At 38.7% G+C, this 11012-nt stretch carries 11 protein-coding genes and 1 riboswitch; of the genes, 2 read left to right on the forward strand and 9 right to left on the reverse strand.

Annotated features, from left to right (window positions below):
• Positions 1–454: 454 nt before the first annotated feature.
• From AC3WLU_RS26395 to queF, 3 genes are all read right to left on the reverse strand, one after another.
• Positions 455–595: a hypothetical protein gene (locus AC3WLU_RS26395; RefSeq protein ID WP_413004021.1), complete on the reverse strand. Its 141-nt coding sequence runs from the start codon at positions 593–595 to the stop codon at positions 455–457.
• Positions 596–636: 41 nt separating this feature from the next.
• Complete coding sequence (locus AC3WLU_RS26400; protein ID WP_096338882.1) at positions 637–1983, reverse strand: aspartate kinase; 1347 nt, start codon at positions 1981–1983, stop codon at positions 637–639.
• Positions 1984–2186: 203 nt separating this feature from the next.
• Complete coding sequence (gene queF / locus AC3WLU_RS26405; protein WP_034305880.1) at positions 2187–2687, reverse strand: preQ(1) synthase; 501 nt, start codon at positions 2685–2687, stop codon at positions 2187–2189.
• 104 nt (positions 2688–2791) lie between these two features.
• Positions 2792–2837, reverse strand: a riboswitch (PreQ1 riboswitch).
• Between the two features lie 130 nt (positions 2838–2967).
• Between queF and AC3WLU_RS26410 the strand changes: the two genes are divergently transcribed.
• A complete protein-coding gene (locus tag AC3WLU_RS26410; protein WP_222620073.1) occupies positions 2968–3825 on the forward strand; it encodes an EamA family transporter in 858 nt (285 codons plus the stop codon).
• Between the two features lie 247 nt (positions 3826–4072).
• On the forward strand, positions 4073–4207 hold the full coding sequence (locus AC3WLU_RS26415) for a BA3454 family stress response protein (RefSeq protein ID WP_034305885.1): 135 nt from the start codon (positions 4073–4075) through the stop codon (positions 4205–4207).
• A 466-nt stretch (positions 4208–4673) separates the two neighbouring features.
• Here AC3WLU_RS26415 and AC3WLU_RS26420 read toward each other — a convergent pair whose 3' ends face one another.
• The 6 genes from AC3WLU_RS26420 to AC3WLU_RS26445 all read right to left on the reverse strand — a co-directional run bounded on the left by AC3WLU_RS26420 (position 4674) and on the right by AC3WLU_RS26445 (position 10719).
• Positions 4674–5123, reverse strand: coding sequence for a YfmQ family protein (locus AC3WLU_RS26420; protein WP_413004019.1), 450 nt, complete (start codon positions 5121–5123; stop codon positions 4674–4676).
• Between the two features lie 320 nt (positions 5124–5443).
• Positions 5444–5728 carry a cytochrome aa3 quinol oxidase subunit IV gene (gene qoxD / locus AC3WLU_RS26425; RefSeq protein WP_096338881.1) on the reverse strand — a complete coding sequence of 95 codons (285 nt, stop codon included), beginning with the start codon at positions 5726–5728 and terminating at the stop codon, positions 5444–5446.
• Position 5729: 1 nt separating this feature from the next.
• Positions 5730–6326, reverse strand: a complete 597-nt coding sequence (qoxC, locus tag AC3WLU_RS26430) for a cytochrome aa3 quinol oxidase subunit III (RefSeq protein WP_057278578.1) — start codon at positions 6324–6326, stop codon at positions 5730–5732.
• A complete protein-coding gene (gene qoxB / locus AC3WLU_RS26435; protein WP_057278577.1) occupies positions 6326–8272 on the reverse strand; it encodes a cytochrome aa3 quinol oxidase subunit I in 1947 nt (648 codons plus the stop codon). The genes qoxC and qoxB overlap by 1 nt, the downstream gene beginning before the upstream one ends.
• 73 nt (positions 8273–8345) lie before the next feature.
• The gene (gene qoxA, locus AC3WLU_RS26440; RefSeq protein ID WP_034305893.1) at positions 8346–9269 is read right to left on the reverse strand and encodes a cytochrome aa3 quinol oxidase subunit II; all 924 of its coding nucleotides are present in this window, start codon (positions 9267–9269) and stop codon (positions 8346–8348) included.
• A 1135-nt stretch (positions 9270–10404) separates the two neighbouring features.
• On the reverse strand, positions 10405–10719 hold the full coding sequence (locus tag AC3WLU_RS26445; protein ID WP_057278575.1) for a hypothetical protein: 315 nt from the start codon (positions 10717–10719) through the stop codon (positions 10405–10407).
• Between the last annotated feature and the right edge of the window lie 293 nt (positions 10720–11012).

The raw sequence follows: 11012 nt of genomic DNA on the forward strand, positions 1-11012 counted from the left end.
GAGTCCGATAGAATACCGAACTCAGGTCTTAGAAGCTGCTTAAATTATATGTCTAACTTTATTGGGTCAGATCAACTCGATGAAAACCGGGTTTTCTACAGTTTTTTTATGGCTTTTTTGAACGTTGATTTCCGCTCCAGGCACTCGCTTTTCCCGCAGGAGTCTCGTTCCTTACACTCCAATCACATATAGATATAACTTATTCCTACATTTTTTTGTATTATATAGAAGTATTTAACTGGGTGATAAGGATGCTTTTTAAACATGATTCTATTCAGCAAGATAAACTCGAAGTAATTACTTAAATCAATTGGTTCCAGTGAATCATTTAACTCGTAAACATGATGTGCCATTGACATCTATTTCATTTATAATTTGGTGTAAGATATGTATGAGGTTGGACGTCCCTTTTTATCCGATTCAAGAGCGTCAACTCCGTTCTCCTCCAATTGCTTTAGCCACCTGAAAACAGACGCTCTGAACCCTGCAGCGCGTCTGTTAGCTTGGAATGATTATCCTCACGGTCATTGCCACTACCATAAAGAACCAGATGAAAAAAATCCAGCGTATGTATAGTGATTAAAAGATCAATCACAAAAAACCCCCTTCTAAAAGGAGGTCCCTAAACGGTCATACTCAAAAGAACTCGTGATATAATGCCTGAATTGCCGTCTCTTCGTTGTGCCCTTTCACACCGAACATCATGCTTACCTCCGAAGAGCCTTGATTGATCATCTCAATATTCACCTTTGCTTCAGCCAAGGCTTTTGACGCTCTTGCCGTTGTACCGACATTATGGCGCATTCCTTCCCCTACAACCATGATCAAGGCAAGATCATGTTCCACATTCACTTCATCGGCATGAAGCTCTTTCTTGATTCGGGAAATGATTTTCTTTTCGGCATCCCCTTTCATCTGGTCCTGCCTTAGAATAAGCGTCACATCATCGATGCCTGATGGAATATGCTCATATGAAACTCCATAATCCTCGAGGATGTGCAGCAGTTTCCGGCCAAAACCAACTTCCCGGTTCATCAAATATTTACTAATGTAAATACTGCAAAATCCTTTATCACTTGCAATCCCAATAACAGGCCCGTTCGTATTATCCCGTGTATTCACAATGCGGGTCCCTTGTGCCGCCGGATTGTTCGTATTTTGGATATGGACAGGTATTCCCGCCCGGAATGCAGGAATCAGCGCCTCATCATGAAATACCGAGAAACCTGCATAAGAAAGCTCACGCATCTCACGATAGGTTAGTTCCCGGATTCCCTTCGGATTGGAAACCACATTTGGATTCACCGCATAAACGGCATCCACGTCCGTAAAGTTCTCATACAAATCAGCTTTGACCCCATTAGCAAGAATCGAACCCGTAATATCGGAACCGCTTCTTGAGAAGGTTAACACATCACCATCTAACGTATATCCGAAGAATCCTGGGAATACAACGATTCCCGGCTCATCACGCAGAGCATATAACCGATCATAAGACTCTGGCAGCACCCTGGTAAATCCACCTTCATCCGTTACAATCAAGCCTGCCTTCTTCGGATTGATATACTGTGCCTCCACTCCAAGGCTTTGGAAATAACCTGCGACCAGCTTCGCATTATTATCCTCTCCACCTGCCTTCAAGGCATCCAGATAGCGCTTTGGGTTAGTTTGATCTGCATGCAGCAGCGCCATTAAATTTTCATGAATCCCTGTGATGACACTCTCGGATATATCCAACTCTTCAGCAATGCTCGCATAGCGGGATACAACATCTTCTATCAAATGCTCTCCGTTATCCCCGCGCAGCTGCTGTTCCGCAGCTTCAATCAATAAATCCGTCACCTTTATATCATCGGAATTGCGTTTTCCTGGAGCGGAAACGACCACAATCTTCCTCTCTGGATCAGAAACAACAATTTCGAATACCTTCCTCAACTGATCACCTGACGCAAGTGAACTTCCACCAAACTTTGCAACTTTCATCTCGACATCCCCTATTTTCGTAAATATTCTGTCAAAATTAACTCTCCCTATTATTACGCTTTTTCTCGAAACAATCAAGTGGAAATTCCATTATAGGAGGACATTTGTACTTTTAAAAAGGACAGAATAACAGAACCACTGATCGAAATTAGCTATAAACTAAAAAAAGACAACGGGCATATGCCCATTGTCCCTCCTATTCTTTAGCGATTATCCACGGTTTCCGGGTATAAGTCATGATTCATCAAGCGGTAATTCGCCATTTCCTCATACTTCGTACCTGGTTTCCCATAATTCGTGTAAGGGTCTATGGAAATTCCGCCCCTAGGTGTAAACTTGCCCCAGACTTCAATATATTTAGGGTCCATCAATTCGATTAAATCATTCATGATGATGTTCATGCAGTCTTCATGGAAATCACCATGATTGCGGAAGCTGAATAAGTAGAGTTTCAAAGACTTACTTTCCACCATTTTCACACTGGGAATATAGCTGATGTAAATGGTAGCAAAGTCCGGCTGGCCCGTGATTGGACATAAACTAGTGAATTCCGGGCAATTGAATTTGACGAAATAGTCCCGGTTCGGATGCTTGTTATCGAATGACTCAAGGATTTCAGGAGCATAGTCGAATGTATATTTTGTTCCTTGATTCCCAAGCAGTGTGATATCTTTTTTTAATTCTTCTTCTTTTCTTCCAGACATGAAAAGTCCTCCTAATCCCACATTTCAGGGAGATTCATAAAATGGGCCTCTATATAACAAAAACCATATCTCCTCAAAGATATGGTTGATTCGCGAAAAATATCAAAGCCATAGTTTTTTTAAGAGGGTGATGCTATGAACCTCTCCCGTTTATCGGGAAATATTTTAAAATTGTCATTGTAAATATAGAAAAAAATATCTAATCTGTCAATCATACATTTTAAATTTGGTTTGATTCCTAAGGGCATTCAGCTTAAAATGTAGAAGAAGTTTATCCTACATGAAGGAAGAGATTAAGTCAATGTGGATTTTTGCAGCACTCATCACGAGTTTATGTTTCGGAATCAATAACAGCATTTTTAAATGGAGCAGCGGAAAAGGGTATTCCAAGATACATATCCAATTTTTCTTTTATTTTTCAGCTTTTATTTTGTCCATTGTTTATGGAGTATTAATGGATGGTTTGCAGCTGAACTGGCTGTCCATCATGCTTGGTGCAGCAATTGGTGTACTGAACGCCAATGGTAACATCCAGATGGCAAGCGCCTTTGAAAAAGGTCCGGCAAGCTTGACATCTCCATTAATCGCAGCGAATGCCATATTCCCCATTCTCTGTGCAGCTTTAATTTTTCACGAACATATTTCTTCCTTGCAGTGGAGTGGAATCGCCTGCATGTTTATCGCTACATTAGTCATCCAATATACACCTAATGCAAAAGGTAATCATCAATATGTCCCATGGATGATGCACACATTACTCTCCATCTTATCTTTTGGTGTGCTCGGCATTCTTATGACGACATCAACACGTCTTCAATTAAACTCCCTTGATATCCTTGTATCAATGTATGGAGGCGGAATGCTTTATCTTCTTTCGGCTCTAGCCTTTAAAAAAGAAAAAATCAAGCTAAAGGAAGTCAAAATCGGTTCCTTAGTAGGCTTTTTAAGCATGATAGGCTATGGATGTTATTTCTTTGCGTTGAACACTGGCATCGCAAGCATCATTTTCCCTGTCGTCAGCCTGAACTGTTTGGTTGTCGTATTCGCTGGATGTTATATATTCAAGGAAAGACTAAAAAACTATCAAATTGCTGGTGTCCTTGCAGCATTAATCGGTATTATTTTAACTAAAATATGAATATAGTTCCTTTTAAAAAAACAACCTGGCTGTCATGTATACAAGCCAGGTCGTTTTTTAAAAAACCTGAAAATGGGGCATGTCAAAAAAAAAGTGTTGACACTTCACTTAAAATATCAGATAATTTTGAATATTAATTCTCACGATTTTAGCTTTTGAAATGTTTGATTATCCTTCTGCTACGGGTATAAAAGAAATAGGTACAACCACCTCATTTAATTCTGAATTAGGAAAGGAAAGATGCATAATGGTAAAAGTTACAGTAACAGTTGATTTCCAAGGAAAATCTTATCAAACTAACGTCCTTGCTAAACCGGGTACTGATCATGAAGTAATTTTACAACAAGCCCTTCATCAAGTTGAAAAACAATGGAAAGCATAAAAAAGCAGGCATCGCAATAGATACCTGCTTTTTTATTCCCTTAAATACTATCCCAAATACTTTTCATATGCACGATTAACGACCCTCTTGCAATCCCCTCCTACTTAATAACACTTTTAATTGTTTTTTTCAAAAGGCACTAAAATCAAGATGCCAGTTTGTGTACCAGAATTTTTATAATGAAAAAATATCTTTGAAATGGAATTATATTAAAAGCCTTATAAAAAAGAAGGTATTTTTAAGGCGCGTCTCAGCTGTAGACAATTTAACCGTTAATTTCCACTCCAGGCACTCGCTTTCCGCGGGCGGTCCGGGAGCCTCCCCGGTGCCTTTGCGCCCGCGGTGTCTCCCTTGGACTCGCTTTTCCCGCAGGAGTCTCGCACACCCGCTCCAATCAACTATGTTTTAACCCTTTTGTTTACAAACTCAAAGACGGTCTTTTAAGGACCGTCTTTTTAATGTTCTATTAAACTAAATTTCTTATTAATGGCATGGAACGTTCTTGGAGGCTATCGGAAAACAGACTATAAGAAATGAGCTTCTTCTTGTACTGTTTAACTACATCCACGCGGTCGCTGTAAATATATACAAATAACCTAACATCCTTTTTGCCTCTTTTAGTATCAATGACCAATGGAGTCCCACTATTATCTGGATGTAAAAACAATTCCACATTCCCCGGGAATATATGATTTTTCTTCAAAAATCTAGCGCTACTAAAATAATTAATAACTTGAATTTTTTCTTCACCTTCCAAACGTTTTCCGTCAAAGGTTACGATCGCATTCCCGCCACTAATTTCTGAATGTATTTTAAATTTACTGATAATCCAATTAACTGCATCTGTTGGAAGACAGGAAACCAATATTTTTAACAAACTTAAGATGATTGTCACAATCAAAACCGGCAATGTCAATTCATCATCTCCGCTACATTTATTAATTAATTCTTATATAACTTATTATATCAAAAGTGGCTGATCGTTTTCTTAGTTGATGTGTCCGTTCTATCAACGTTTTACCCCAGTAACACATTCCACTTAAACACACGGGAATGCTTCAAAAGTGAAAATCCCCATTTATAAATATAATGTTGTGAAATGGTTATACTAAACAAATGGATTCAGCCACATCCTTGTTAACCAAACTTCCATGAATGAAATGGATAGGCCGGTATAAGAATTAACATACAAAAAAAGCTGGACGTCATCAAGACGCCCAGCTTTTCCAGAATCGATTATTGGTATCCCCAAATCATTGTTAGCATTGTACCGAAAATTGTAACCAATGCAACGAACAATCCGTAATAAACGTTTGTGTAAATCGATGCTTTATCTTCAGACTCTCCTGCATGCATGAACATAACAAATTGAAGTGCTGCTTGCATGAAAGCTGTAACAAGTAGGATGATCACAGCCATTTTAAGTGAGAGATCAAACACAATAACTGATAATGCGACCAAAGTCAGAACTAGCGAAAAAGCAAATCCCATAACTTGGCCCCGTGGGAATAATTCTTTCATATTACATCATTCCTTTCAGGTAGACGAAACTGAAGATGAAAATCCAGACAACGTCCAAGAAATGCCAGTAAAGTGAAAAGATGAAAGCCTTGTTTGTTGTCTGTGGAGTCATACCGCGTTTTTTAATCTGCATGGTGATGAAGGTTCCCCAGAATAAACCAAGTGTAACGTGAGCTCCATGCGTACCTAGTAGTGTGAACAAACTAGATAAGAAAGCACTTGTTTGAATCGTTGCTCCTTCATGTACATACTCCACGAATTCATAAATTTCGACTCCTAAAAAGCCTAAACCAAGAATAAGGGTGATAATGAAGAAACCGATCGTCGCTTTCTGCCTGCCAAGTCTCATCGCATTGATTCCAAGACCTATGGTAAAACTACTAGTTAAAAGAAAGATTGTTTGAAACATTAGTGTTGGGACTTTAAAAAGATGTTCCCCTGTTGGACCATTTCCAGTACCACCAACTAAGACAAAATAAGTGGCGAACAGTGTAGCGAAAAGAGCTATTTCTGCTCCTAGGAAAATCCAGAATCCAAAAATCTTTAAGCGATTTTCTTCCGTGCTATATTCAAGTGGCAGCGAGTTATCTATTTTCATTACTTAGCACCTCGCAATTTATTTTCAGTTTCTTCGATCTCTTCAACAGAGATATAACGTCCGTGATCTTTTTCGAATGAACGGTGAATCATACAAGCAAAGATACCGATCGTTGCAATGATTGCAATGATCCACATGCTGAATACCAATGCAAAGCCCCAAACGAAGAAGATACAGCTCATGATAAACGGCACGCCACTGTTATTTGGCATATGAATCTTTTCTACCTTACCGCCAAATAATTTAAAGCCTTTTTTCTTTGCATCCCAGAATGCTTCTGTTGAAGCAACTGTTGGCACAATTGCAAAGTTATATTCAGGGATTGGTGTATGTGTAGCCCACTCTAGAGAACGTGCATCCCATGGATCGTTTGAGATATTTCTTGATGCATAACGAGTACTCCAATAGATATTGTACACAATAAGTGCAAAACCTATTGCTAAACCAATCGCTCCAACGAAAGAGAGCATATTCAATGGACCATATCCTGTTGATTCAGAGTACGTATACATACGACGTGCCTGCCCATCTAAACCAGTGATGAACATCGGGAAGAATGTTACATTAAAGCCGACTATAATGAACCAGAACGACCATTTTCCAATTTTTTCGCTCAACATGAAACCGAACATTTTTGGCCACCAGTACGTGAAACCGGCAAGTACGGCAAATACAGTACCAGGGATTAAAACGTAATGGAAGTGAGCTACTAAGAACATTGTATTATGGTATTGGTAGTCAGCACTTGCCATGGCAAGCATAACCCCTGTTACCCCACCGAGCGTGAAAATCGGAATGAAAGCTAAAGAGTATAGCATTGGAACGGTAAACACGATTTTACCTTTCCAAAGTGTGAACAACCAGTTGAAGATCTTAACACCAGTCGGCACGGCAATTGCCATCGTGGTAATCGAGAAAATTCCGTTAACCATTGCACCGTGGCCCATTGTATAGAAATGGTGAGCCCATACAATGAAAGATAGTGTAGAAATAGCTACCATGGAGATAACCATCGAATTATACCCGTACAGGTTACGACGTGCAAATGTCGAAATGATTTCACTGTAAATACCGAAAGCTGGAAGAATAACTATATAAACTTCAGGATGTCCCCAAACCCAGAACAAGTTTGCCCAAAGCATATCGCTACCGCCATTGGCCATCGTAAAGAATTGAGTTCCGAATAGACGATCCATTGTCATCAACGCAAGTGCCACTGTCAATACAGGGAAAGCGAAAACGATAATGAAGTTTGTAATCAAGATAGACCATGTGAACATTGGCATTTTCATTAAGTTCAGGCCAGGTGCTCTCATTTTCAAGATGGTTACGATAAAGTTGATACCAGTCATTAATGTACCAATACCTGCGATTTGAAGTGAGATCGCGTAATAGTTCGAACCGACTGATTCACTGAAATCGTTACTTGCCAGCGGGAAGTAAGATGTCCAACCTGCATCAGGAGAACCACCGACTACGAAAGAAATGTTAAATAGCATTGCCCCCATGAAGAATAACCAGAAGCTTACTGCGTTCAGACGTGGGAATGCTACGTCACGCGCTCCAATTTGTAATGGTGTAACAATGTTCATTAACCCAATGATAAATGGCATAGCCATGAACAGGATCATGACGACCCCGTGTGTTGTAAATACCTCATTATAATGCTGTCCATCCAAAAGACCGTTATCTGGAATAGCCGTTTGAGCACGCATCATAAGAGCATCGACGCCACCGCGGAAAAGCATAAGCAGTGCTGCCAAGATGTACATGATACCAATACGTTTATGGTCAACCGTTGTTAACCATTCACGCCATAAGTAACCCCATTTTTTAAAATAGGTAATTCCGGCAACAACCGCAATCATGGTTAAACCAATGGCAACCATGGATGCATAAATCGCAGGACTTGGATGAGGTACGGCAAATCGATCAAAGTAATCCATACTTTTGTGACTCCTTTCAGGAAAATATTCCTTATCTTGTAAACCTAGTTGTTTTATCGAACGAAATTAATTCTTAGTGATTCATGTTGCTGTGTTCTGAATGTTCCTCGTGTGAATCCTTGGAATCATGTTCTTCAGTATCAGAAGATCCGTGGTCATGACCAGCATTTTCCCCTTCAGGAGCTGGTGAAAACTCTAAGTGAGTTCCAGTGTATGTGGATTGTCCCACATGACCAGGTTTTAATAATTCATTGAATTTTTCCTCAGTAATCGGTTTAGCAGTAGCTTTAATTTCATCTACCCACTTATCGTAATCTTTTGCTGACAATGCATTAACGTTGAACGTTTGCTGAGCAAAACCTGAACCACTGAAGTTTGAATTTCGACCCATATACTCACCTGGTACATCAGCTGCTAAGTGCAACGTATTAACCATGTCCGACATCGCGTATTTTTGTCCTCCAAGTTGCGGAATCCAGAAACTTGAGATTGGACCGAATGAGTAAAGTTTAAATTCGATTGGTCGGTTAGTCGGTATAAACAGATAGTTGACCGTTTCGATATCTTCTTCCGGATAACTAAAATGCCACTTCCAGTTGGAAGATGAAGCGTAAATAACTAGAGGTTCTTGATCTCCGTATCCTTTAGGTGTTGCCTCAACTTCATTTGTTGTTTTAACAGTAACAACGGATAGGAAAGCGACGATTATAATTGGGATCGCAACCCAAATTATTTCAAGAACCTTACTTCCTTCAATATGAGGCGGTTCATAATCATCACGTTGTTTGGAAGCACGATATTTCATTATCATGAAGATATACAGTACCATAACGACAAGGACGACAAAGGCCATTGTCCATATCGAAATCATAATAACATCTGCTTGTGTTGCAGCTACTGGCCCTTTAGGGTCCAAGACCATTAATGGGTTATCGCAACCGGTTAGCACAGTGGCAATAGTAAAAAGTATAGTTAATAGAGCCCATTTTATTTTCATAGTACTACCCCTTTCTTACATAATAAAATTCCAATTGGTAATTATTCGGACAAAGTGTTACCATGTTCACAAACCCCGACATACCAATATTAATCCCAAGTCTAAAAAAAGACAATACAAAGTGACATCTGTCACATAAAGTTCAATAAAGAGCAGTAAGAAGATGGTAAATGAACGGAAATGTTCGAAAATCTTCAGCAAATGAAATATAATAATTGTTTAATAACATACCTATGGAATTCACTTATCATTACAGGATTGCATATATTACCGGTCCACTATCCATTTATTATTACTCTAATATAATGAAATGAAAATTTCACATTATATTCTCCGTGTTTATTGCCTCAACCTCCCTCAAGAATATGAATGATATTACCTATCCTGTCAAGTAGGTATTTATCGTTGGAAAACATGATTTAAAACGGATTTTTTACACTCGGCCAGGGAAGTTGGTAAATGGTAGCCGCATTGGATATGATGTTGAATCCATGCTTCCAAACTCTATTGATCCAACACTGGTCAATATTATATGTATATAAGGAAACAACGAGTGGGTAAATTGGGCTCTTTCTCCTTGCAATAATTATTGCCCTTTCAGTATTCCTAACGAGCCGTTTACCAGTAGTCATATGTGAAATAATTCAGGGGTCGGCCAAACTTGTTGCAACTAGTGATGTTTATCGGTCAGCAGGACAGGTCTGAATTACAGAAAAGGACATTTGGTTGTTCAATAAACTCCGCCTTTGTAACCCACACTTCCTCATTGAATGAAACTTCAAGTAAAAGTGCAAAAAAAACCACAAAAAAAGGACTTTTAAAAAATGTCCTTTTCTCGTGGATATAGTTCAAAGTTTAAAGTTAGAACTTCCTGCGTTCGGGCAGTTCGGTTTGGATATCCGAGCACATCGTGTGTATTCCATTAAATGAAAGGGTTGGTCATATTTTTGATACATAACGAGTGCAGTATATTGTATTGAATTAAAAAGTAGCCAACTGATAATTAATCCAAGTCCTCCACATAATGAAAGCGCATTCAATCATTCGGATCACTTTGACTCAAATTCTTTAGACAGGCGTTCATCCATGTTAGTAAATCTGATGATAGAATGCTCATTATGCTATATTCCTCGTTTTAGTTACTGAATTCTGTACTTCTTTTTGTTTGAGTGTTAGCCTTTGACTTCATTTTTATGATTTTAGTCGTTTCCGGTACAATTCTTTCACCTTTATGTGTTTTCATTACCATTTCTTCTGTCAGGACAAAAAATATACCAACTAGAAAAATTGCAGCTGCGCTTAGTGTGATGGCGATTCCAACGGAGGTAAATATATAATCTTTATTGTAATCGCTTACAATGAAACTTAAAGCAAAAATAATAATTCCGATTACACAACCTGTGCCCGATACCCATTTCACTGCATCTAACATCTTCTGATTAGCTTCCATAATTTCATCCCCTTTCTTTCTATTTTATGACATTTCACAAATTTGTCAAATCTTTTCTATATTTTAACATATTCACAATGGAAACCTTGACAAGTAGAACACGCTACTATTAGCTTTTAGGTATTAAAGACTATATGAAGAATTTAAAAAACAGTGCAAATGCACTATCTATTTTCCCGATATTAACCTTGTGTTTACTATTAAAAACTTCTAAATAAAAGGCCCCTGATGAATTGAACTATATCCCGAATAATGGACACAGTAAAAAAAGTCCCTTATTCGGGGTTTTCTAT

Source organism: Peribacillus sp. FW305-BF15 (assembly GCF_058783805.1).